At 65.7% G+C, this 23,345-nt stretch carries 16 protein-coding genes; 3 read left to right on the forward strand and 13 right to left on the reverse strand.

Annotated features, from left to right (window positions below):
* Nucleotides 1-162 precede the first annotated feature (162 nt).
* The 12 genes from glyA to Q1A36_RS19800 all read right to left on the reverse strand — a co-directional run bounded on the left by glyA (nt 163) and on the right by Q1A36_RS19800 (nt 16,982).
* Complete coding sequence (gene glyA / locus Q1A36_RS19745) at nt 163-1,458, reverse strand: serine hydroxymethyltransferase (RefSeq protein WP_299847644.1); 1,296 nt, start codon at nt 1,456-1,458, stop codon at nt 163-165.
* 21 nt (nt 1,459-1,479) lie between these two features.
* On the reverse strand, nt 1,480-4,116 hold the full coding sequence (locus Q1A36_RS19750; protein WP_299847646.1) for a phosphoenolpyruvate carboxylase: 2,637 nt from the start codon (nt 4,114-4,116) through the stop codon (nt 1,480-1,482).
* The gene (locus Q1A36_RS19755; protein WP_299847648.1) at nt 4,116-5,087 is read right to left on the reverse strand and encodes a D-glycerate dehydrogenase; all 972 of its coding nucleotides are present in this window, start codon (nt 5,085-5,087) and stop codon (nt 4,116-4,118) included. The genes Q1A36_RS19750 and Q1A36_RS19755 overlap by 1 nt, the downstream gene beginning before the upstream one ends.
* Nucleotides 5,088-5,098: 11 nt before the next feature.
* On the reverse strand, nt 5,099-5,989 hold the full coding sequence (gene sucD / locus Q1A36_RS19760) for a succinate--CoA ligase subunit alpha (protein ID WP_299847650.1): 891 nt from the start codon (nt 5,987-5,989) through the stop codon (nt 5,099-5,101).
* A complete protein-coding gene (locus Q1A36_RS19765; protein ID WP_299847652.1) occupies nt 5,989-7,197 on the reverse strand; it encodes a malate--CoA ligase subunit beta in 1,209 nt (402 codons plus the stop codon). The genes sucD and Q1A36_RS19765 overlap by 1 nt, the downstream gene beginning before the upstream one ends.
* 27 nt (nt 7,198-7,224) lie before the next feature.
* Nucleotides 7,225-8,484, reverse strand: a complete 1,260-nt coding sequence (locus Q1A36_RS19770) for an aminotransferase class V-fold PLP-dependent enzyme (protein ID WP_299847654.1) — start codon at nt 8,482-8,484, stop codon at nt 7,225-7,227.
* Nucleotides 8,485-8,487: 3 nt separating this feature from the next.
* Complete coding sequence (locus tag Q1A36_RS19775; RefSeq protein WP_299847655.1) at nt 8,488-9,798, reverse strand: DUF4147 domain-containing protein; 1,311 nt, start codon at nt 9,796-9,798, stop codon at nt 8,488-8,490.
* A 2-nt stretch (nt 9,799-9,800) separates the two neighbouring features.
* Nucleotides 9,801-10,781 (reverse strand): CoA ester lyase, encoded by a 981-nt coding sequence (locus Q1A36_RS19780; protein ID WP_101751615.1) that lies wholly within the window; start codon nt 10,779-10,781, stop codon nt 9,801-9,803.
* Between the two features lie 25 nt (nt 10,782-10,806).
* Entirely contained in the window at nt 10,807-11,715 is a 909-nt protein-coding gene (gene folD / locus Q1A36_RS19785) for a bifunctional methylenetetrahydrofolate dehydrogenase/methenyltetrahydrofolate cyclohydrolase FolD (RefSeq protein WP_299847659.1), read from the reverse strand.
* Between the two features lie 105 nt (nt 11,716-11,820).
* Nucleotides 11,821-13,536 (reverse strand): formate--tetrahydrofolate ligase, encoded by a 1,716-nt coding sequence (locus Q1A36_RS19790; RefSeq protein ID WP_299847661.1) that lies wholly within the window; start codon nt 13,534-13,536, stop codon nt 11,821-11,823.
* 482 nt (nt 13,537-14,018) lie between these two features.
* Nucleotides 14,019-15,740 carry an OFA family MFS transporter gene (locus Q1A36_RS19795; RefSeq protein ID WP_299847663.1) on the reverse strand — a complete coding sequence of 574 codons (1,722 nt, stop codon included), beginning with the start codon at nt 15,738-15,740 and terminating at the stop codon, nt 14,019-14,021.
* Nucleotides 15,741-16,085: 345 nt separating this feature from the next.
* Nucleotides 16,086-16,982, reverse strand: coding sequence for a bestrophin family protein (locus Q1A36_RS19800; protein WP_299847665.1), 897 nt, complete (start codon nt 16,980-16,982; stop codon nt 16,086-16,088).
* Nucleotides 16,983-17,218: 236 nt separating this feature from the next.
* On the opposite strand from Q1A36_RS19800, the gene Q1A36_RS19805 reads away from it, so the two are divergent.
* Nucleotides 17,219-18,595: a sigma-54 dependent transcriptional regulator gene (locus tag Q1A36_RS19805; protein ID WP_299847667.1), complete on the forward strand. Its 1,377-nt coding sequence runs from the start codon at nt 17,219-17,221 to the stop codon at nt 18,593-18,595.
* Nucleotides 18,596-18,598: 3 nt separating this feature from the next.
* Entirely contained in the window at nt 18,599-20,566 is a 1,968-nt protein-coding gene (locus tag Q1A36_RS19810) for a cache domain-containing protein (RefSeq protein ID WP_366141612.1), read from the forward strand.
* Between the two features lie 94 nt (nt 20,567-20,660).
* On the opposite strand, the gene Q1A36_RS19815 is transcribed toward Q1A36_RS19810, so the two are convergent.
* Nucleotides 20,661-23,105: a G8 domain-containing protein gene (locus Q1A36_RS19815; protein ID WP_299847669.1), complete on the reverse strand. Its 2,445-nt coding sequence runs from the start codon at nt 23,103-23,105 to the stop codon at nt 20,661-20,663.
* 15 nt (nt 23,106-23,120) lie between these two features.
* Here Q1A36_RS19815 and Q1A36_RS19820 point away from each other — a divergent pair.
* Nucleotides 23,121-23,345: hypothetical protein (locus Q1A36_RS19820; protein ID WP_299847671.1), on the forward strand; the 225-nt coding region annotated here is incomplete at its 3' end.

Genomic DNA, 23,345 nt, shown 5'->3' on the forward strand with positions numbered 1-23,345 from the left:
AGATGCGCCGCAGACGACGGTGTCACCGCAACGCGAGCCTCGCCCTCCTGGGTCTCTCTCAAGGCACCAATCTTCATCCGGCTTCCTTCTCGCTGCCGCCTCGGTTCTGTCGGGTGTGAAAGCGACCGGCGCGCCAGCCGTGGCCGCGCGCCGGGTCCGTGCTCACAGGTCGGGATAAAGCGGGAAGCGGGCGCAGAGCGCCGTGACCTCGGCCTTCACCTTTGCCTCGACGGCGGCATTGCCCTCTTCGCCATTGGCGGCAAGGCCATCGACCACCTCGATGATCCAGGCAGCGATCTGGCGGAACTCGGCCTCGGTGAAGCCGCGTGTGGTGCCGGCGGGGGTGCCCAAGCGCACGCCCGAGGTGATGGTCGGTTTCTCGGTGTCGAAGGGGATGCCGTTCTTGTTGCAGGTGATGTTCGCCCGGCCAAGCGCCTTTTCGGTGGCATTGCCCTTCACCCCCTTGGGGCGCAGGTCGACCAGCATCACATGGGTATCGGTGCCGCCGGTGACGATGTCGAGCCCGCCGCGCAACAACCCATCGGCCAAGGCCTGCGCGTTCTTCACCACCTGCGCGGCATAGGCCTTGAACTCGGGTTGCAGCGCCTCGCCGAAGGCCACGGCCTTGGCGGCGATGACATGCATCAGCGGGCCGCCCTGGATGCCGGGGAAGATGGCCGAATTGACCTTCTTGGCGATCTCCTCGGAATTCGTCAGGATCATGCCCCCGCGCGGGCCGCGCAGGGTCTTGTGCGTGGTCGTCGTCACCACATCGGCATGGGGGAAGGGCGAAGGGTGCTGGCCGCCGGCGACGAGACCGGCGAAATGCGCCATGTCGACCATCAGGTAGGCGCCGACGCTATCGGCGATCTCGCGGAATTTCTCGAAATCGATGATCCGGGGAATGGCTGAACCGCCGGCGATGATCAGCCGGGGCCGATGTTCCTCGGCGAGGTCTGCGACCTGCGCGTAATCGATGCGGCAATCCGCCTCGCGCACGCCATATTGCACCGGGTTGAACCACTTGCCCGACTGGTTCGGTGCAGCACCATGGGTCAGGTGCCCGCCCGAGGCGAGGTTCATGCCCATGAAGGTATCGCCGGGTTTCAACAGCGCAGTGAACACGCCCTGGTTGGCCTGACTGCCGGAATTCGGCTGAACGTTGGCAAATGCGCAGCCAAACATCTGCTTGGCGCGATCAATGGCCAGGTCCTCGACGATATCGACGTATTCGCAGCCGCCGTAATAGCGCCGGCCGGGATAGCCCTCGGCATATTTGTTGGTCAGCACCGAGCCCTGCGCCTCGAGCACCTCTTCCGAGACGATGTTTTCCGAGGCGATCAGCTCGATCTCGTCGCGCTGGCGGCCCAGTTCCAGCCGGATGGCGCGGTAGATCTCGGGGTCGCGGCGGGCCAGACGGTCGCTGGTCGAGGCGGTCTCGATGGTGGTGATGTTCATGGGGTTCTCCTTGGTGATCGGTCAGCCGGTCCAGCCGAGGCCGGTGGCAATGCAGTTCATGGTCTGCAGCAATGGGACGGACAGTTTGGGCGCGCCCTGACTGCGGACCTCGCGCAGAAGATCGACCTGCAGCGCGTGGATATCGAGCATCGGCGCGCGCAGCCGGTCGAAACGCTCGCGCATGTTCGGGAAACGCAGCGCCAGCGTGTCGGTCTGCGTCAGCCACTGGACGGCCTGCGTGCTGCGCCGGTATTCCGAGAGGATGTCGTCCAGAATGGCGCTGCGGATCGCCGCATCCTCGACCAGCGAGGCATAACGGGTGGCGATCTCCATATCGGCCTGGAACAGCGATTTCTCGACCTCGTCCACCATCAGCTGGAACAGCGGCGATTTCTGGAACATGCGCGTCAGCAGCTCGTCGCCATCCCGACCGCGGATCTTGCGGAAGCTGCCGATGGCGGTGCCGAAGCCATACCAGCCGGTGATCAGGTGACGGTTCTGCGACCAGGCGAAGACCCAGGGGATCGCGCGGAGATCGGCCAGCGATTTCGCCCCGAACCGCCGTGCCGGGCGCGAGCCGATCTTCAGCATCGCCAGTTCCTCGACGGGGCTCGCCTGCTGGAAATACTCGACGAAGCCCGGGCGGTGCAGCAGCGTGGAATAGGCGGTCTGCGACATGCCCGCGAGGCCTTCCAGCGCATCGTCAAACTCGGGCATCGCCGCCGCCTTGCGCCCGCCCGCGCTGTGCAGCAGGACCGAGGAGGCCAGCACCTCGAGGCTGTTCAGCGCCGAGCCGCGATTGGCGTATTTGGCCGAGACCACCTCGCCCTGTTCGGTGATCCGCATCTGCCCGGCCACCGTGCCCGGCGGTTGCGCAGCGATGGCGCGTTCGGTGGGCGCGCCGCCCCGGCTGACGGACCCGCCGCGACCATGGAAATAGGCGGGCGTCAGGCTGTAATTCGCCAAGGTGCGCAGAATGCCGCGCTGCGCCTTCTCCAGCTCCCAGGTCGAGCAGAGAAAACCGCCATCTTTGTTGCTGTCGGAATAGCCCAGCATCACCTCGAGCCGGTCGCCGCCGGATTTGCGGATGCTGCGGCGGGCCAGCGGCACGTCGAGGAAATCGGCGAGAATGCCCGGCGCGGCGCGCAGGTCGGCGATGGTCTCGAACAGCGGCACCACGCGCAGGTCCAGCGTCTCGGCACCGAAACCAGCATAGCGGGCCAGCAGGTAGACACCCAGCAGGTCGTCGGTCGAGCGGGTCATCGACAGGATGAACGGCCCCACCGCCTCGCGGTCCACGCTTTCGCGGGTGTCGCGCATCAGCCGCAGCAGCGAGATAAGCTCGGCCCCTTGGTCACTGAGCGTGGCCGGATCAATCTCTTGCAGGCTCTGGCTGGCCAGTTCCGCGCGCAGCCGGGCGGACCAGTCTTTGCTGCCATATTCGGGTGCGGTCGTGCCATCGCGGGACCAAATCTCCGACAGCACGTCGGTCGTCACGGTCGAGTTCTGCCGCACGTCCAGCACCGCCATGCGGAAGCCGAAGCTTTGCGCCTGCCAGCGGATCGGGCGGACATGGCGGTGCGACAGGTGTTCGGCACCGATGGACTCGAGGCCCTGCTCCACCAGCTTCAGATCGCCGATGAACTCGTTCACGTCGCGATAGCCGTTGCGCCCGTCGCGCATGGCCTCGATCCGGTCGCGGATCACGGTCAGCGCCTGCCGGAAAATCTCGCCGGGATTGCGGCCCAACCCGCCGGTCGACTCGGCCGCCAGCGCCTCCAGCGCGATGCGATCCTCGGGCGGGAGGGTGACGATGGAGGAACTGATGCTGATCCGCGCCGCTGCGTCGCGCAGGACCGCCGCATATTTCTCCAGCGTGGCGGCGCGGTTGCGGGCCATCGCCTCGGCGGTGGCTTTGGTGGTGACATTGGGGTTGCCGTCGCGGTCGCCGCCGATCCAGCTGTGAAAGCGGATGGCCGGTATGGTCTCGGGCGCGAAGCCCGCCGCGACATAGCGATCATAGAGGATCGGGATGGTGTCGAAGATGCTGTCGCGGAAGAACTGGATGCCCCATTCGATCTCGTCCGAGAGGGTGGGCCGTTCCAGCCGCAGCTCTCCGGTCATCCACAGAAGGTCGATCTCGCTTTGCAGGTCGTCGGTCAGCTGCGCCCGTTCGCGCGGGGTCCAGCGCTGGGTCTCGAGCGCCACCAGCGTGCGATAGATGCGGCGGTGAATTTCCAGCACGGTGACGCGCTTCGCTTCGGTCGGATGCGCGGTCAGGGTCGGACCGACCACCAGACCGCCCTGCCCGCCGGTCTGGCCCGCCGCCTGAAGTTCCTCGCGCACCTTGGCGAAGCTGCCGGGCACCGAGGCGGCGCCGAGATCGGTTTCGGCCTTCCTCCGCTCGCGCATGGCGGCGTTGTCGTCGGCAATCCTCAGAAGCTGGAACCAGATGTTGAACGCCTGAAGATAGGGCACCGCGCCATTGTCGCGCGGGATGGCGATGGCGCGGCCGGCATCCAGATCGCCGGCGACGCGGGGGGCGCGGCGCAAAAGCACCTCGCGCCAGAGATCCTGCAGCCCGGCCCGCAGCCGGGTTGCATAATCGTCGCTGTCCTCGACAGGGGGGGGCTGGATGACCATTTGCGCCGGGAACATCAGTTCACCCTGTCGCGGGGGTCGCGCCCTTCGAAGAAATCGACCAGATTGTCCAGCACCCGGAAGCCCATCGCCTCGCGCGTCTCGCGCGTGGCCGAACCCAGATGCGGCAGCATCACCAGGTTGTCCGAGCCGAGAAGCTCGTAGGGGATGATCGGCTCGCCCTCGAACACATCCAGCCCCGCCCCGCCGATGGTGCCGAACCACAGCGCCTGCGCCAGCGCCTGCTGATCCACCACCTCGCCGCGCGCGGTGTTGATCAGGAAGGCATCGGGCTTCATCAGCCCCAGCCGGCGGGCGTTCATCAGGTGATGGTTCTCGGCCCCGCCGGGGCAATGCAGCGAGACGAAATCGCATTGCGGCAACAGCTCGTCCAGCGTGTCGACCTGACGGGCGTCATATTCCGCCAGCACCTCGGGGGCGACGGCGGGGACATTGACGACGACGATCTTCATGCCGAAGCCGAAATGCGCGCGGCGCGCCATGGCCTGACCGATGCGACCGAAGCCGACGATGCCAAGGGTCGCGCCCGAGACCTTCTTGCCGACCATGTGGGTCGGCCGCCAGCCGGCCCATTTGCCCCGGCGCAGCTCGCGCTCGCCCTCGCCCGCCCTGCGCGCCGCCATCAGCATCAGCGTCATGGCGATGTCGGCGGTGCATTCGGACAGCACGTCGGGCGTGTTGGTCACGGTGATACCGCTGGCCGTGGCCGCGCCCAGATCGATATGGCTGAAACCCACGCCGTAATTGCCGAGGATCTTGGCGCGGGTCTTGGGCACGTCGAATACCTGCGGCGAGAAACGGTCGGTGACGGTGGGCAGCACCGCATCGTAATCGGCGAGCGCGCTGCGCAGCTGGTCGCCATCCAGCGGTTTGTCGGCACGGTTGACGGTGAGGTCGAAGACCTCACCCAACCGGGCCTCGACCGCCTCGGGCCAGCGCCGGGTCAAGAGGACTTTCTGTTGCGCCATCTTGGCCTCCGTTATGCGAATTGCTTCATGGTGCGGGCGATGGTCTCGCCGATGGCCGAGGGATGTTCGGCCACGGTGACGCCTGCGGCGGAGAGGATCTCGACCTTCTCGCTGGCGCTTTCGCCAAAGGCCGAGATGATCGCGCCGGCATGGCCCATGGTGCGGCCCTTGGGCGCGGTCAGGCCGGCGATATAGGCGATGACCGGCTTCGACATGTGGTCGCGGATGTAATCCGCGGCCTCGGCCTCCTGCGGGCCGCCGATCTCGCCGATCAGGCAGACCACCTCGGTCTGGTCGTCCGTCTCGAAGGCCATGAGAATGTCCTTGAAGGACGAACCGTTGATCGGGTCGCCGCCGATGCCCACCGAGGTCGAGACGCCAATGCCGCGATCCTTCAGCTGCTGGGCAGCCTCGTAGCCAAGCGTGCCGGACCGTCCGACGATGCCGACATTGCCCTCGAGATAGATATGTCCCGGCATGATCCCCAGCAGCGCCTTGCCCGGGCTGATGGTGCCGGCGCAGTTCGGGCCGGTCAGCACCATGCGGTTCTCGCGCGGGTAGCGCATCATGTAGCGCTTGACCCGGATCATGTCCTGCGCCGGGATGCCGTCGGTGACGCAGACGGCATAGCCGATGCCGCCATCCGCGGCCTCCATGATCGAATCCGCGGCATAGGGCGGCGGCACGATGACGAGGCTGGCATTGGCGCCGGTCTCGTAGACGGCTTCCTTCACCGTGTCATAGACCGGCACGCCGTTGATGATCTCGCCGCCCTTGCCGGGCACGACACCGCCGACGACATTGGTGCCATAGTCGATCATTTCCTGCGTGTGGAACTGTGCGAGACGGCCGGTGATGCCCTGAACGATCACGCGGCTCGATTTGTCCAGAAAGATGCTCATCAGTTTGCTCCCGCCTTGATGTAGTGAACCTTGTCGCCGCCATTCTCGCCGCGCCACGCAGCCACCGCCTTCTCGGCGGCATCCATCAGCGAGGTCGCGGCGATGATCGGCAGCCCGCTTTCATTGAGGATCTTCAGCCCGGCCTCGACATTGGTGCCGGCCAGTCGCACGACCACCGGCACATCGACCGGGTTGGCGGTCAGCGCCTGCACCACGCCCTCGGCGACCCAGTCGCAGCGGTTGATGCCGGCGAAGATATTGACCAGCACCGCCTCGACATTCTTGTCGGACGTGACGAGGCGAAAGGCCTTCGCCACCCGCTCGGGCGTGGCGCCGCCGCCGATATCGAGGAAGTTCGCCGGTTCACCGCCGGCCAGCTTGATCGTGTCCATCGTCGCCATGGCCAGACCCGCGCCATTGACGATGCAGCCGATATTGCCGGTGAGCCCGATGTAGTTCAGGCCGCGATCCGCCGCCCGGCTTTCGCGCGGGTCTTCCTGGCTCTTGTCGCGCAGCTCGCTGATCTGCTGGTGGCGGAACAGCGCATTGCCGTCGAAGGTCATCTTGGCATCCAGCGCGAGGATGCGGTTGTCGCTGGTGATGACCAGCGGGTTCACCTCGACCATGGTGGCGTCGAGATCGCGGAAGGCGCGATAGCAGCCCATCAGCGTCCGCACCATCTGCTGCGTCAGCGCCGGCGGGATCTTCAGGGCAAAGGCGATCTCGCGGGCCTGAAACTCGCGCAGACCCACCGCCGGCTCGACCGAGGAGCGCACGATGCTGTCAGGCTTCTCGGCCGAGATCTCCTCGATCTCCATGCCGCCTTCCGAGGAGGCCACGATCATCACCCGCTGCGACGAGCGGTCCAGAACGAAGCCCAGGTAGATCTCGCGCTCGAAGGGCACGGCGCCCTCGACATAGACGCGGTAGATGCCCTTGCCCTCGGGGCCGGTCTGATGCGTCACCAGACGCTGGCCGAACATGCCCTCGCAGGCATCGACGATTTCCTGATCGGTATTGCACAGCTTGACGCCCCCGGCCTTGCCCCGGCCGCCGGCATGGACCTGCGCCTTGACGATCCAGCGGTCGCCGCCCAGTTCGCGGGCGCGGTAGGCGGCCTGTTCGGGGCTGTAGGCCAGCGCCCCCGGCGGCACGGCGACGCCGAAGCCCGCCAGAATTTCCTTGGCCTGATATTCGTGAATGTCCATCGTAAGGTCTCCTCCCTGTGGATGGTGTCAGTTGGCCAGCGCGGCACGGTCATAGTGCTGCGCCAGGATGTCGCTGATCCGGTCGCGGTCGATGCTGGCGCCCAGTTCGACCATGGCATCGGCAAAGCGGGTGACGATCTCGGTGATCGCGGCTTCCGACAGCTGGTTCAGGATGCCGATGCGGACCTGGACGGGTTCCGACAGCGTCGGCCAGATGCCGAAACCACGGGCACGACAGTTCTGCACCAGCTCCATCTCGCGCCCGGCCAGATCGCCCGGCAGGTTCAGGACGACGAGGCTGGTCATGTTCGACGTGACCTTGCAGCCCATCGCCTCCACCGCCGCACGCAGCGCCGCCTCGTGGAAGGCATAATCATGCGCGCGCTGGACCTTGCCGATCTGCAGGATGATGCGCAGCGCCTCGTGGAAGGCGGCGACGGCATAGCCGGAATGGGTGCGGTGATAGGCGCCCTTCTCGACATCCTTGCCATCGATGATCGCCCAGTGCCGCGCCTCGAGGATCGGGTTATGGGCATAGGTGTGGCAGCCGTTCTCGCGCACCTCGGCAATGTAGCGGTCGCTGAAGCTGACCGGCGCATAGGTCAGCGGCAGGCAGAGCACGCCCTTCTGCGGGCAGGAGGCCCAACCGACCACGCCGGGATAATCGTCGATCGAGAAATCCTCGATGCCAAGCGAAGAGACCGCATCGACCAGCCCCAAAGCGCCATGCTTTTCGCAGGCATCCGAGAAGGCGCGGATGTCATTGATGCGGCCCGAGCCGGTTTCCCAATGCGCCATGAAGGCCCATTTCGGCTTGTGCTGGGCCAGCGCCTGTTCGATCACCTCGGCGCCCACCGACTGCCCATGCGGCACCTCGACGATCTTGACCGAGGCCGGTTTCGGGTTCAGCGGATCGGCCTTCAGTTCTTCGCGGGTCGAGGCTTTCATGCGGATCGCCAGACCGTCGATGCCCGAGAAGGTGCCATTGGTGAAGGCCACCACGGTATCGCCGGGCAGGATCGCGCTGAGCATGCAGTCGAGACCCGAGAAGCCGGTGCCGGCGACGCCATAGGTGTAGATGTTCTTGGTGCCCCAGACCTCGCGCAGCATCAGCTTGCACTCGACCATGCCGCGCAGCACGTCGGCCTGCATGTGATCGGCAAGGCCGGACTGGGCAAAGCGCTGCAGCACGCGGGCATCGGTATTGCCCGGCCCCGGACCGGCGGCCAGCGTCTCGGGGATCTCCAGCGGCGGGAAAACGGAGGTGACGGTGGTGATGGCGTTCATCGGTCAGACCTTTCGTGAGGGGGAATTAAATTCGGTGAGATGCGGGTTTCGCGGGGCCTCGGGGCGTGCGCCCAGAAGCAGGATCTGGACATCGGCGACATTGGTGCCGGTGCCGCCGGTGATCAGCAGGTCGCCCGCCGCCTTCAGCGCGGCATGGCTGTCATTCTCGGCCAGCAGCGCGGCGGGATCGCGGCCGGCGGCGCGGATGCGCAAAGCGGTGCCGGCATCGACCAGCCCACCCGCCGCATCGGTCGGCCCGTCGCGGCCATCGGTGCCGCCCGACAGGAACACCCAGTCGCGGCCCAGATCGGGCATGGCCAGCGCCACGCGCAACGCCAGTTCCTGATTGCGCCCGCCGGTGCCTTTGCCCCGGATCTCAACCGTGGTTTCGCCGCCGAAGATCAGGCAGGCGGGCGCCGCACAGGTCGCGGTGGCGGCGGCGACGATCTGGGCAGCGGCCGAGGAGACATCGCCGGTCAGGCGGTCAGTGACGATCCGGGCCGTCTCGCCTGCGCTGGCTGCCGCATCGAGGCTTTGGCGGTTCGAGCCGATCACGTGGTTCTGCGCGGTGGTCCCGTTCGCGGGCTGCGAGGTCCGGCTGGCCAGATGGTCGCGCACCGCCTCGGGCAGCATCGGGCCAAGGCCGCGCGCCGCGATCAGCACCCGCGCCTCCTCCGCCGTGCCGATCGGCGCGACCGTGGGACCCGAGGCGACGACGGCCAGATCATCGCCAATCACATCCGACAGGATATAGGCGCTGACCGGGGCCGGATCGGCCAGCCGGACCATGCCGCCGCCCTTCAGTGTGGAAAGCTGCTGGCGGATCAGGTTGGTCTCGCGGATATCCAGACCGCGCGCCAGAAACACCCGGTTCGCTGCGGCCTTGTCGGCCAGGCTGAGGCCAGCGGCGGGGGCTGGCAGCATCGCCGAGCCACCGCCGGAAATCAGCGCGATGACGCGATCCTCGGCTCGCGCGCCCTCCAGCGCTGCGATCACCGCGCGGGCTGCGTTCAACCCGTCCTCGTCGGGGATCGGATGGCCGGCCTCCAGCACCGTCGCGCCGGGCAGCGGGCGAAAATTCTCGCGGTTGGTGACGACCAGCGCCTCGACCGGGGCATCGCCCAGCTGCGCCAGCGCCTCGGCCGCCATCGGGATCGCCGCCTTGCCGACGGCGATCAGGAGGATGCGACCGCCCGGCCCCGGCTGCGGCAGAGGGTGACGGGCCAGCGACGCCCGCAATGCCCCCGCCGGCTCGGCGGCCTTGACGGCCACCGAGAACAGCGTTTCGGCATGATGGCGAAGCGAGCCCGTCATGGTCATGCCGCCGCCGCGATCTGGCGGGCCTTCTCGACCAGCACCTCGGCCTGACGGATCGAGGCATAGTCGATCAGCCGGCCATCCAGCGAGACCGCGCCCTTGCCGGCGGCCTCGGCCTCGGCCATGGCCGACAGGATGCGCTGCGCCTTGGTCACTTCGCCCTCGGACGGGCTCATCACCTCGTTGGCCATGGCGATCTGGCTGGGGTGGATGGCCCATTTGCCCTCGCAGCCCAGCACGGCGGCACGGCGGGCGGCGGCGAGATAGCCGTCACGGTCGCTGAAATCGCCGAACGGCCCGTCAATCGGACGCAGCCCGTTGGCGCGGGCGGCGACGACCATGCGGGCCAGCGCGTAATGCCACATGTCGCCCCAGTGACGCTCGCGCCCGCCCTGGTCGTCGGCATCGGTCAGGACCGAATAATCCGGGTTCACCCCGCCGATGATCGTGGTGCGGGCGCGGGTCGAGGCGGCGTAATCGGCAACACCGAAATGCAGGCTCTCGTTGCGCTTCGAGGCGCCGGCGATGGCGGACACGTTCTGCATCCCCAGCGCGGTCTCGATGATATGTTCGAACCCGATGCGCTTCTTCAGACCCTTGGCGTCCTCGATCTGCGTCACCATCATGTCGACGGCGTAGACATCCGCCGCGGTGCCGACCTTGGGGATCATGATCAGGTCCAGCCGCTCGCCGGCCTGTTCCACCACATCCACGACGTCACGATACATGTAATGGGTGTCGAGCCCGTTGATCCGCACCGACATGGTCTTGGTGCCCCAGTCGATCTCGTTCAGAGCCTTGATGATGTTGCGGCGGGCATCGGCCTTCTCGTCCGGGGCAACCGCATCCTCGAGGTCGAGGAAGATCACGTCGGCCTCGGACTCGGCGGCTTTCTGGAACATCTGCGGCGCGCTGCCCGGGACCGCCAGCTCGCTGCGGTTCAGCCTTGCGGGGGCCTGTTCGATGACGTGGAAACTCATGGTCGTTCCTTTCTTGGGTATGGGTTCAGGCGGTCAGGCCTTCGGGTTCCGGCAGGCCATGCGCGCGGGAACAGGCGGTCAGGGTATTGGCGAGCAGACAGGCAATGGTCATCGGGCCGACGCCGCCGGGGACCGGGGTGATGGCACCGGCGACGCTGGCGGCGCTGTCATAGGCGACATCGCCCACCAGCTTCGACTTGCCCGACTGATCGGGATGGGGAATGCGGTTGATCCCCACGTCGATCACCGTGGCACCCGGCTTGATCCAGCTTGCATCGATCATCTCGGGCCGGCCGACGGCGGCAATCAGGATATCGGCATTGCGGCACAGCGCCTCGATCTCGCGGCTGCGGGAATGGGCAATCGTCACCGTGCAGCTGTCGCCCAGCAGAAGCTGCGCCATCGGCTTGCCGACGATGTTCGAGCGTCCGACGACCACCGCGTTCAGCCCCGAGAGCGAGCCGTGATGCTCGCGCAGCATCATCAGGCAACCGAGCGGCGTGCAGGGGACCATCGACTTCTGACCGGTGCCGAGCAGGCCCACATTCGAGATGTGAAAGCCGTCGACATCCTTGTCGGGATCGATGGCGTTGATGACCAGATCCGCATCGAGATGCGCCGGCAGGGGCAGTTGCACCAGGATGCCGTGCACCGACAGGTCGCGGTTCAGCCGGTCGATAAGCGCCAGCAATTCCGCTTCAGTCGTCTCGGCGGGCAGCTTGTGCTCGTAGGAGTTCATCCCGACCTCGGTGGTCTGGGTGCCCTTCGAGCGGACATAGACCTGGCTCGCCGGGTCCTCGCCGACCAGCACCACGGCCAGACCCGGCGTGATGCCGTGATCGGCCTTCAGGCGGGCGACATGCTGGGCCACCTGCTCGCGGACCGTGGCCGCGAAGGCCTTGCCGTCAATGATGGTCGCGGTCGTGTCTCTCATGTGGGTCTTCCTCGTGGACATGCGGGTTCCGGTCGCAGGAACGGCGCTTCGCCGGCCCCTGCGCGGTAGAGAAGTTTCGTCGTGGGTCCGGGCGGAGCCTTGGGCCTAGAACAGGCCCTGCACCTCGCCCGAGGGGTTCAGCCCGATCACCTCGGCGGCGGGCACGCGCGGCAGGCCCGGCATGGTCATCACCTCGCCGCAGATGGCGACGATGAAGCCCGCGCCGGCAGCCAGCCGCACCTCGCGGATGGGCACCGAATGGCCGGTCGGCGCGCCGCGCCGGGTCGGGTCGGTGGTAAAGCTGTACTGGGTCTTGGCCATGCAGATCGGCAGATGACCGTAGCCCTGCTCCTCCCAGTCCTTCAGCTGGGCGCGGATCTTGCTGTCGGCGATCACCTCGTCGGCATGGTAGATGCGCTTGGCGATGGTTTCGATCTTGGCAAAAAGCGGCATGTCGTCGGGATAGAGCGGGGCAAACTCAGCCGCGCCCTTCTCGGCGATCTCGACCACCTTGCGGGCCAGATCCAGCGTGCCCTGCGAGCCATCGGCCCAGTGCTTGCAGAGGATCGCCTCGACGCCGTTCTGGCGCGCGTAGTCCTGCACCGCCTGCAACTCGGCATCGGTATCGCTGACGAAATGGTTGATCGCGACGATCACCGGCACGCCGAAGCTTTTCACATTGGCGATGTGGCGGCCCAGGTTCACCAGACCCTTTTTCACCGCCGCGACATTCTCGGGGCCGAGATCGGCCTTGGCGACGCCGCCGTTCATCTTCAGCGCGCGCACGGTGGCAACGATCACCGCCACATCCGGTGCGATCCCGGCCTTGCGGCACTTGATGTCGAAGAACTTTTCCGCGCCCAGATCGGCACCGAACCCTGCCTCGGTCACGACATAGTCGGCGAGCTTCAGTGCCGTGGTGGTGGCGATGACCGAGTTGCAGCCATGGGCGATATTGGCAAAGGGGCCGCCGTGGACGAAGGCCGGGTTGTTCTCCAGCGTCTGCACCAGGTTGGGCTGCATCGCGTCCTTCAGAAGAACGGTCATCGCCCCGTCGGCCTTGATGTCGCGGCAATAGACCGGCGACTTGTCGCGGCGATAGGCCACGATCATCTCGCCAAGGCGATGCTGCAGATCCTCGAGATCGCGCGAGAGGCACAGGATCGCCATGACCTCGGACGCCACGGTGATGTCAAAGCCGGTCTCGCGCGGGAAGCCGTTGGCGACGCCGCCAAGCGAGCAGGTGATCTGCCGCAGCGCGCGGTCGTTCATGTCCACGACCCGGCGCCAGACGACGCGGCGCAGGTCGATATCCTGCTCGTTGCCCCAGTAGATGTGATTGTCGATCATCGCCGACAGCAGGTTATGGGCGCTGGTGATGGCGTGGAAATCGCCGGTGAAGTGCAGGTTCATGTCCTCCATCGGGATCACCTGCGCATAGCCGCCCCCCGCCGCGCCACCCTTCATCCCGAAATTCGGGCCAAGCGAGGCCTCGCGGATGCAGACGCAGGCGGTCTTGCCGATGGCGTTCAGCCCGTCGCCCAGACCCACCGTGGTCGTGGTCTTGCCCTCGCCCGCCGGGGTCGGGTTGATCGCGGTGACGAGGACCAGCTTGCCATTGGGGCGATCCTGAAGCGAGTTGATGAAACGCTGGCTGAGCTTGGCCTTGTCGTGGCCATAGGGCAGCAGATCGTCGGCATCGATGCCCAGCTTGGCCCCGATCTCCTGGATCGGGCGCTTCATGGCGGCGGCGGCGATCTCGCTGTCGGTCTTGAATGCGACCGGCTTGGCGTCGCGCGGAGCGGCAAGAACCTCGTTCATTGCGCGGTGCCCGTGATGATGCAGACCATGGTCTTCCTCCCCTGTTTGCCGCGCGTTTCCGACCTGTAGTTGACGGGCAGATCGCTGCGGCACCTCCTGCATCTAAAAGAAAGGTTAATGCTCAATGGGTCAATTTAAATAAAATTTAAGTCGATTTACCGCTTTGAAATCATGCCAAGTTCATGGGCATGGGGGCGCGGATGTGGATGTTTTGTCTCGGTTATGTCCACAGCACGGTGCGGATCGGGATATTTTGTCCGGATCTTCGGATCGCTGGCGGAAAAGAAAATTCTGCCACCTTGGGTGCAGGGCCTTGCAGCATCGCCCCTGCGCCCTGTCCGGGCACCCTGCCCCGGCGCACGACTCGGCACCAGGGCTGCACGGGCGCTTCTGCAAGACGACAAAGGAAAACGCAGCGGGCCTTTCGGCACGCTGCGTCAGGGTCTGTCAGGCGCGTCGGGCGCGCGCGCGCCGTCAGCCGATCACTCGGCCGGCATGGCCTTGGCCTGCGGCTCGACATGGTGGTGATGCTCTTTCACCGGCCGCATGAACAGGTTGGCGATGAAGCCCACGACCAGCAGCGCCGCCATGCAATACATGGTGGTGTTGTAGAGGCTGGGCGTCGGGTCGATGGTGCCCGCAGGCGCAATCTCCATCAGGCCCGAGATCGTCACCGTGCGCGCCGCGACCAGCTGGTCAAGCTGGGCGATGGGCGCGCCGAAACGCTCGACAAAGGCCGCCGGGTCGATCTTCGAGGCCAGATCGGCAATCGCCCGATTCACCGACATTTCGCGCAGCGAGGTGATGGCCAGCGGCCCCAGCACCCCGGCGGTGGACCACGCGGTCAGCAGCCGCCCGTGGATGCCGCCGACATGCATGGTGCCGAACACATCCGCCAGGTAGGCCGGGATGGTGGCAAAGCCGCCGCCATACATCGAGAAGATCACCATGGTCGCGATGTAGAAGCCGATGAGGTAGATCATCGAAGGGTTCGTCGCCACCGCGCTGGCGAAGAAGGGGATCGACAGATACAGCGCCGTGCCTAGCACGAAGAAGCACATATAGGTTGCCTGCCGGCCCAGGTAATCCGAGGCCGAGGCCCAGAAGAACCGCCCGCACATGTTGAAGACCGAGATCATCATCACGTAGGTCGAGGTGAACGCCGCCGTCACCACCAATGGCAGGGCCGAGCCGAAGATCTCGCCCATCATGGTCTTGGCGACCCCGATCACCCCGATCCCGGCGGTGACGTTGAAGCAGAGCATGATCCACAGAAGCCAGAATTGCGGCGTCTTCAGCGCCTGGTCGATATGGACATTGTTCTGCGTGACCATCCCGGACTTGGCGGGTTTCGGCACCCAGCCCGCCGGTTTCCAGTCAGCCGCCGGCACGCGGTACTGGAAGGCCGCGATCACCATGACGATGAAATAGACGATGCCGAGCGTCAGGAAGGTCTGCGCCGCGCCGGTATTGCCGGTGCCGACGACATAGACGCCCGCCTGCCCGCCATATTCCGCCGCCTGCGCGGCCGAGGCGATGACCACCTCGACCTGCCCGGCTGCCGTCTCGGCGAAGACCCGGCCATTCTCGACCACGGTGGCAACAGCGCCCTGCGCGCCAAGGAACTCGGGCGCGCGCTCGTAGAGGTTCAGCAGCCAGCCATTGACCGGGGCGCCGATCATCGCACCGCCGCCAAAGCCCATGATGGCAAGGCCGGTCGCCATGCCGCGACGGTCCGGGAACCAGCGGATCAGGGTCGAGACCGGCGAGACATAGCCCAGCCCCAGCCCGCAGCCGCCCAGCACGCCATATCCCAGATAGACCATCCACAGCTGATGGCTGGCGATGCCGAAGGACCCGACAACGAAGCCGCCGCCCCAGAGACAGGCGGCCAGCACGCCGACCATGCGCGGCCCGACCTCTTCCAGCCATTTGCCGGCAAAGGCCGCCGCAAGGCCCAGGAAGACGATGGCGACCGAGAAGATCCAGACCACCGAGCCGAGGCTCCAGTCCTCGGCGGCCGAGGCGACCACCCCCAGTTCCCGCGTCAGCGGCGGGTTGAAGACCGACCAGGCATAGACCGAGCCGATGCAGAGATGGATGGCGATGGAGGCTGGCGGCACGCGCCAGCGGTTGAACCCCTCCTTCGCCACGATATGTCGCTTGTGCAGGAAGCCGAAGGTGCCTCCGGTGTCACTGGCCATGGTCTGCGATCCTCCCAAAAATCGAGCGCCGGCTTGGTCCTCCCGCGGGCGCGATGGCATTTCTGCATCAGACTAAAGAGGGAGCGCGGGACATTCTGTCAAATGAAAAATTATTTGTTATCAATTGGATAGTTGGATGTTTTGTCCCTGCTTGTCGGGGTGGGACGAGCAATTCAGGACATTCTGTCCGCGCGCCGAAACGCCCGGCGCAACAAGTGGGACATTTTGTCCGGATCGGCGAGATTCCCCGGTTGCGCAAGATTCTTTCGCAGCGGCGCGCGATGCTGAAACGGACGGCCCGCGAACCCGATCGGAGGGCGACTCACCCGAAGGCGGATCCGGCTTTCACATCAGCACATGGTTCTGCGGGATGATCTCGGGCGGCAGCTCTTCACCCTCGATCAGCGACAGCATGTCGCGCTCGGCCCGGCGGGTCAGCGCCTCGACCGGCAGCGAGTTCGGCTCGGTCCGGAACGGGTCTTCCAGCTGGTGCCCCAGCGCGTCGAGACCGAAGAAGGTATAGGCGACCAGCAGCACCGGCAGCAGCGCCCACCAGCCAAGCGATCCGGCAAGGGCAAAGGGCAAGGTCAGGCAGAAGACCAGCGCCGTGCGGTGCAGCAGCAGCGAATAGGCATAGGGCACCGGCGTCGTCGCAATGCGCTCGCAGCCGCCCTGCACCACCGACAGCGCCCGAAGCTCGGTTTCCAGCACCGAATAGCGGATCGAGTCGATCCGTCCGCTGTCCATCAGCGCCAGCGCCCGCCGGCCCAGCTGGTGCAGGATGTAGTTCGTAGGATTGGGATCAGATTCGGCAATTGGGTCCTGCATCCAGCGCGCAATTGCCGCACGCTCGTCCTGTCGGCGCAGCCGGGCGGCGAGGCCATTGGTAAAGCCGCAGAGCAGGTAGGTCATGCTGCGGCGTTCCTCGTGCGGCAGGTCGGCGATCTTGCGGGCAAAGGACCGGGCAGCGATCAGCAACTCGCCCCAGAGCTTCCGCCCCTCCCACCAGCGCGAATAGCAGGCATCGTTGCGAAAGCTCATGAAGATCGACAGGGCGATGCCGATCAGGGTGAAGGGAATGGCGCTGATGCGCTGGAAGATGCCGGGATGCTGCTGCGCGGCCAGAACGGCGATGATGGCGACGATCAGGATGACGGTCAGCCGCCGCCAGATGCGCGGCAGGATCGAGCCGTTGATGGCGAAGAGGATCTCGGCGAAATCGGGCTGTGATCGGACAAGCATCCTGCGCTCCGGGTCAGTTCTGCGGGCCTGCCGGCACCGTGGTCATGGCTGCGGCAACCGGAAACCGTTTCTTCACGCGCATCTTGCCTTTTGACTGCGATGGTTTACCCATGCGTGGCCGATGGCAGGCGAGGCCGTCAACCCACGATTTCCCGACACTACGGAGATTGTGCCCGATGCGGTATCCTTTCCGGATCACGCAACGCGAAGGTGGACCGGCCCGGGGGGAGGACAAGATGCAAGACGGCGACGAGGCCGCGGGGGTTCAGCCCCCTGACCCGCTGACCGAACATCTGCGCAATGCCGCCGTCCTCGTCGTCGATGACGAGCCGGGGATGCGCAACTTCCTGGTCAAGACCCTGCGCCCGCATTGCCGCAAGGTGGTCGAGGCCGCCGATGCCGAGACCGCCAGCGAGATCCTGTCCCAGATGCGCTTCGACATCGTGCTGTTGGACAACCGGATGCCGGGGGTGTCGGGGATCGAATGGCTGGGCCAGCAGCGACAGCGCGGTTGGCAGTTCGAGGCGATCATGATCACCGCCTTTGCCGATCTGGAAACCGCCATCGAGGCGATGCGCGCAGGGGCTGCGGATTTCCTGCTGAAGCCCTGCCGCTCGAACCAGGTGCTGAACGCGGTCCGGCGCAGCATGGAGCTGGCACTGCTGCGGCGCGAGAACCTGCTGCTCAGGCACGAGCTGAACCGCGCCGATGTCGGGCGTTTCCGCCGCAGCGAACTCTTGGGCCATTCCCCCGCCATCGAGGCCGTCCGCCAGCAGTTGCACCGCCTCGCCAAGCTGCCGACCCCGGTGCTGATCCACGGCGAATCCGGCACCGGTAAAGAGGTGGCGGCGCGGGTCCTTCACGCCGCCTCGGACCGCAAGTCGCGACCTTTCGTGCCGATCAACTGCTCGACCATCCCCGCCGACCTTCTGGAGATGGAGCTGTTCGGCCATACCCGCGGCGCCTTTGCCGGGGCCGATCAGCGGCGCGAGGGGCTGTTCGTCTCGGCAGAAGGTGGCACGGTCTTCTTCGACGAGATCGCGGAATTGCCGAAACCGGCGCAGGCAGCACTTCTGCGCGTGCTCGAGGATCAGACCATCCGCCCGGTCGGATCCGAGCGCGAGGTGCCGCTGGACCTGCGTTTCGTCTTTGCGACCAGCAAGCAACTGGCCGCCGAGGTCGATGCCGGGCGGTTCCGCGATGACCTGTTCTTCCGCGTGAACGTGCTCGAGATCCAGATGCCGCCCCTGCGCCTGCGGGAAAGCGACATTCTCGACCTGGCGAAGATGTTCATGACCGAGATTGCAACGGCGCTGGGGCTGGAGCCGCTGGAGATCGACAGCACGGTGCGCGCGGCGCTGTTGCGTCATGACTGGCCGGGCAATATCCGCGAACTGCGCAACTTCATCGAACGCTCGCTGATCTTCGGGCGCTTTCCACTGGATACGCTTGGCGATGCTGGCCCGAACAGCATCGAGCCGCTGGACGCGGTGGAACGCCGCCACATCCTGCACGCGCTGGACCTTGCCGGTGGCAACCGCACGCGGGCGGCCGAGTGGCTGGGTATCTCGCGCAAGACCATCGACCGGAAATGCGCCAGCTGGGGGATTTGAGCCTTGGGCCTTGTCACCCCCTTCCGCCGCTCGGTCCGGTTGAAGCTTCTGGCCATCGCGCTGCTGCCGATGCTGGTGCTGCTGCCGATCCTGTTGGGCGCGACGGTGATGCGATGGGCCGGCAAGACGGATGACCTGCTGATCGTCAAGGCCAATGGCGACCTGACCATTGCGCATGAATATCTGGGCCATCTGATCGCCAGTTCCGGCGAGCGTCTGGCGACAGTCTCGGAATCCGCCGCGTTTCAGGCGGCGCTGGAAAGCGGTCAGGTCGAACCACTGATCGAGCGCGAACGTGCCGCACTTGGCCTCGATTTTCTGTACATTGCGCGCGCCGAGGATTCAGGGGCAAAGGGCTGGCCGGTGATCGAGGCGGCACTTCGGGGCCGCGTCGACAGCGCCATCGATCTGTTCGATGCCGAGACGCTGACCCGGATTTCGCCGCTGCTGGCCGAGCGCGCCCGGATTGCCATCGTGCCAACCCGCGCCGCCCTGCCCTCGGATCGCAAGGTCGAGGATCGCGGGCTGGTCGTCCATGCCGCCGCCCCGCTGACCCTGCCCGATGGCCTCCCTGCCGCGCTGGTGGGGGGGATGCTGCTCAATCGCAATCTCGGCTTCATCGATACCATCAACAATCTGGTCTACAGCGCCGCCAGCCTGCCCGCGGGCAGTCAGGGCACGGCGACGCTGTTTCTGGACGATGTGCGCATTTCCACCAATGTCCGCGTGTTCGGCGACCAGCGCGCGCTTGGCACCCGCGTTTCCGCCGAGGTCCGCAAGCATGTGCTCGACGAGGGCCGGGTCTGGCTCGCCCGTGCCTTCGTGGTGAATGACTGGTATGTCTCGGGCTACGAGCCGATCACCGACAGCTTCGGCAATCGCGTGGGGATGCTCTATGCCGGGTTCCTAGAAACCCCGTTCCGGCAGGATAGGCTGTGGTCGATCATCGGCGCCGCGCTGCTGTTCCTGGCCATCGCCGCCCTCTCGGTGCCGCTGTTCCTGACCTGGGCCGGGCGCATCTTCCGCCCGCTGGAGCAGATGACGCGGACCATGGCCGAGGTCGAGGCCGGCGATCTGGCGGCGCGCAACGGCGGGACCAAGGGCGAGGACGAGATCGCGCAGGTGGCCAGCCATCTCGACACCCTGCTGGACCAGGTGCAAGAGCGCGACCGCTCGCTGAGGGCCTGGGCCGCGACGCTGGAGGACAAGGTCGAGGAGCGCACACGCGACCTGCGCGAGGCCAAGGAGGCGCTGGAACAGGCGACGCAGCAACTGGTCATGTCCGAAAAGCTGGCCGCCGTGGGCGAGATTACCGCCAGCGTCGCCCATGAGATCAACAACCCGGTGGCGGTGATCCAGGGCAATCTGGATGTGGCGCGCGAGACGTTGGGCGCGCGCGCCGCCGAGGTCCGCACCGAGTTCGACCTGATCGACGACCAGCTCTACCGCATCTCGACCATGGTCTCGAAGCTGTTGCAATTCGCCCGGCCCGGCGAGTTCTCCGGCGCCGAGAACCTGCTGAGCCCGGGCGAGGTGATCGGCGACTGCCTCGTCCTCGTCCGCCACGTCATCGACAGCGCCGGCATCCGGCTGGAGCTGCGGGACGAGGCGCAGCGAAAGATCCGCATTGACCAGACCGAGTTGCAGCAGGTGATCGTGAACCTGATCGTCAACGCCGTCCATGCCATGCCCGAAGGCGGGCGGCTGGAGATCACCACGGCGGACCGTCCCCAGGACGGCGCGGCGGGCGTCGAGATCACCATCAGCGACAGCGGCCACGGCATGGATGCCGCCACGCTCGAGATGATCTTCCACCCCTTCTTCACCACCAAGCGCGCAAGCGGCACCGGGCTTGGCCTGTCGATCAGCCAGTCTCTTGTCACGCGCGCAGGCGGGTTCATCGCCGCCGAGAGCCGCGTCGGCGAGGGTTCACGCTTCCGCATCTGGCTGCCGGAGGCGGTGGAGCTGTGAGACAGAAACAGAAAAACAGCGGCCGCTTTGCAAGGGCCGCTGTCTGTCGCTGTCTCCGCTTCCGCGCCTGCAGATCGGTGTCCCTGAACCCGGGTTAGAGGTCGAGAACGTTGATGGTGACTTCGGCGGGGGTGTAATGCCCCATGTCGTCGGCCGCCCAATAGATGAAGCTGTCGACGCCGGTGAAATCAAGGTTCGGCCGGTAGATCAGCGAGCCGTCCGCCTGCTGGAAGACATCACCATGTTCGGGATCGGTGAAGCCATCGACCTCGAGCGCCCGACCCTCAGGGTCGCGGTCATTGGCCAGCAGGTTCAGCCGGACATCCTGGTTCATCTCGACCCGCACCCGGTCGTTCGCCGCAGTCGCAGCGGCGTTGCTGGCCTCATAGCGACCGTGGTTCTCGGCCCCCCAGCTGCGCAGCTGGCTGTCCGAGATATCCAGATAGACCTTGTAGCTGAACTTCATCAGCTCGCCCGTGGCCCGATCCGCGATGAAATCGGGGATCAGCGCGATCTTGCGGCCATCCGCGGTGGTGTAATAGCCGGTCGAATCCAGCAGATCCGGCACGTCCCAACGATAGATGGTCTGCATGTCCCCGGCATTCTGCCGACTGACAGAGCCGATTGAGTCGGTCTTGGTACCCAGAAGAGTGAGGTCCTGATCGGCGCGCAGAGTCACCTCGGGCTGGACGAAGCGCAGGCGGTCAGTAACCAGAGTGTCGGAATTGAGAATCGTGTGGCGCGCCGGGTTGTAACCCGTAAACGACTGCCGAACGTCATTCATGTCGACATCGATCAGAATGTAACCGACCCCCCGATCCGTCTGGGCAAAGGTATAGCTGAAAGGCATGTCGACGCCGGTGGCGAAGCCAGTCAACTTGACACCATTCAAGACCATGTCGAAGGTGTTCGATCCGAATTGGACGCCGGTTTCAGCACCGAAGAAGCCTCCGGTCTCGGTCCCAACCAGATCGAAATCCTTCAGGGTATAATGCGAGGTATAGCTGATCTCGACACCAATCTTGGTTTCCCAGTTCAGGAAACCCTCAAACACGGAACGCACATCACTGCCCTGCTCGGGGCTGGCCTTGATGACGATCAGCCCGACCTCGGTCCCGAAGGCCTCGTTGTCGCGGAACCCCTGGATCGGCGCATCATCTACCATGATACTATCCCGGCCATAGGCAATCTCGGGGTGATCGATCGTCGAGGTCGCCGGGTTGGCATCCGCCGAACGGTGCATCCACACATATCCATGTGTGGTGTTGACCGCGACATTCTCGGCCGCTTCGACCAAACGCCCGGCAAAGAAGAACCCGTCGCCGGTGCGCCCGTTGTCGTGACGGGCGACATCGCTCTCCAGCTTCGCAGAGGGTCCGCCCGAGCTTACCCCTTCCGAGCGGATCGCCATGTTCCCCTGCCAGATCCCGGTCTCGTCGCCATCCTCGGCGGCAAAGGCTGCTCCGAACACGTCGAAGGCCACGTTGTCGATGAAATTGGCATTCGAGGAATGCTGCACGAAGCCCCAGCCTGGCGAGCCCGAAACGGTATTGCCGACCGCCATGGCCGGATTGTCGAGATCATCCACTCCGTTCTTGTGAAAATGCAGCGAATAGCGGCCCTGGATATTGCTCTCGGCCGTAACCCTCGACAGGTCGTCCACGTTCCAGGCCGGGCGCGACTTGTCGGTGCGGCCAAGATCGTCAAAGGCGGCATAGCGCACATCGACTTCGTCGCTGTGCATGAACATCACGTGGCCGCGCTGGTTCACCGGTGTTGCCTCGCCATCCTCGCTGGCGATGGTGATGTTGCGGGTCATGTTCGCGACATAGGCCGCGAGGTCCGCGCGCGGGGTGTCGTGGTTATAGCGCAGCGGCTCGTCGATGGTGATGCGATTGCCGTTGATGGCGGTGATCGTCACCTCTTCGTCCTGACTTTCGTTATAGACGGTAGCCCGCCGATCATTGTCCCAGGCCCAGCCCTGCTTGTGCGTGCCCGAGACGACGATTGTGTCGCCCACGCGCCAGCCTTCCGGCGTTTCGGCCAGGGTGATCACCGACTGGCCGGCCATGGGTGCCGAGGCAACCTTGACGAAGGCCTCTTTCTCGGCGCCGCGGATCTCGACCTCGCCATGCGAGATCACCCCGCGCGACAACAGCCGCGGATCCCAGGAGGTATCGATATTGCCATTGTTGGCGATCAGGATGTCGGTCCGCACATCGGCTTCGACGGGCTGGCCCTCGGTACCGATTTCGAGCCGGCCCATGGGCGACACGACCAGCGTATCCACAACCATGCGCGTGTCGGTATCGGTGGCAAAGCTCAACTCGCCATCGACCCGCACGGTGAACAGCGAGACGTTGCTTTCACCATTATAAGTGACCGAGATGCCGTCCGGAATCAGGACCTTGGCATCTGCACCGGGGATGCGGCCCCGATACCAGGTGCTCGCGTCGAACCAGTCGCCGTCGCTGATGGCGATATGCGTAGCCTCGGCGCGCGGAACAAGCCTCAGCAGGGCCTGATGATCTCTTGCCATGCCGGCATCGTCGCTATGGGCTTGGACTTCGGGCAGGCTTTTCACTGCCCGCACGAAGGCCTCGATTTCCGCCGGAGTCTTCGGTGGGGTTACGCCGCCGCCGGTTTCACCACCATGCTCGCCACCGGTCTCGCCGCCCGTTTCACCGCCCGTCTCGCCGCCCGTTTCACCGCCAGTCTCGCCACCGGTTTCACCGCCAGTCTCGCCGCCGGTTTCACCGCCAGTCTCGCCACCGGTTTC

The organism is uncultured Paracoccus sp. (genome assembly GCF_947487305.1).
Taxonomy (GTDB): Bacteria; Pseudomonadota; Alphaproteobacteria; order Rhodobacterales; family Rhodobacteraceae; genus Paracoccus.